Below are 1,369 nucleotides of genomic sequence, written 5' to 3' on the forward strand. Positions count from 1 at the left end.
TGGCCGCCGGCCGGGCTGGAAAAGCTCGGTTGAGCGTAACGAAGAAGAGGTAATTACAAATGCGTCACCGTAACGGTCTTCGCAAGCTCAACCGCACCAGCAGCCATCGTCAGGCTATGCTGCGCAACATGGCAAACTCCCTGCTGCGTCACGAGGTCATCAAGACCACTGTGCCGAAAGCCAAGGAGCTTCGCAAGGTTGTTGAGCCGCTGATCACGCTTGGCAAAAAGCCGAGCTTGGCAAATCGTCGTCTGGCTTTTGATCGTCTTCGCGATCGTGACATCGTTGTCAAGATTTTTGACGAACTGGGTCCGCGCTTTTCCACCCGTAATGGTGGTTACCTGCGCATTCTGAAGTGCGGCTTCCGTGATGGCGACAATGCTCCCATGGCATTCGTCGAGTTGCTGGATCGTCCGGATCTTGAGGACGCTGCTGAAGGCGAGCAGGCTGCGGCTTAATACGTTCTTTAGTCCGTGAGTTGCCAGAACAAGGCCAGCGAAAGCTGGCCTTGTTTTTTTTGCGCGCCCATCATCAGTAAGCCGCTGGAGGTCTCCTCTTGACGCTCCTCAGGCTAAAGGTGTGGGTCTCCATCGATGTTGCAGCAACTCCCCCGCTTTGACCCTGCGAAATCTCCCTTGGTGGAGCCGCCAGTACGCCAGCCAGATTCCGTTGCGGTCATGGATCACCGCACCTTCATCCGGGTACCGCGCCGGTTTGCGAAAAAGTAGGCGTGATGGGGGCGCGCCTCGCCGAAGACCCGAACCACCTGGGCAAGGATCGTGTTCATACCGGCCCGCATGTTCGAGCGGGGCCAGCGACAGCCACAGGGCTTCGACCCGGATTACCCGAGCCAGTCGCGCAGCCACGCACCACAGGCGGCTGCCGACGACGCTGGCCGCTCCACCGAGATTTTCGTGGCCCCGTTGCACAGCTTTAGCCGGATGGGCGCATCAGCCCTCGGGGAGGCTGCTAGTGGAAACTATGTTTAGCGAGCTGCGGGGCCGGTGGAAGATGGGTTTGCCGGGGGCTTGCTTTGCATCCGTAGAAGACCAGGATTGGCTACTGCAAGAACACCAATCTGCGCAGTAGTCAGGTGCTGGATGAGCCGACAGGTTTACGTTCGGCTCCGGGAGGGCTTGGACGCTGTGCTTGGCCGGATCGGATTCCCGGCTACTTCAAGGTAGTCATGAAGGTCCCCTGAGAAAGACAAATCCCTACTCAGCGTTGTCCGCTGGGTAGGGATCTGGGTGACCATCTCATCATGGCCTGATGGGCGTTGCTGCGTGTGCTTAGCCGACGATCATTCCGGCTCCAACGGTGTTGTTGGTCGATTCGTCGATCAGGATGAAGGCGCCGGTTGCGCGTGAGT

Annotated in this window: 1 protein-coding gene; it reads left to right on the top strand. The window is 58.7% G+C overall.

Annotation, left to right across the window (positions count from 1 at the left end; genetic code table 11):
* Window positions 1–59: 59 nt before the first annotated feature.
* Window positions 60–458, top strand: a complete 399-nt coding sequence (rplQ, locus tag Q1W26_RS04355; protein WP_300436363.1) for a 50S ribosomal protein L17 — start codon at window positions 60–62, stop codon at window positions 456–458.
* Window positions 459–1,369 lie beyond the last annotated feature (911 nt).

Source organism: Zoogloea sp., assembly GCF_030157465.1.
Taxonomy (GTDB): Bacteria; Pseudomonadota; Gammaproteobacteria; order Burkholderiales; family Rhodocyclaceae; genus Zoogloea.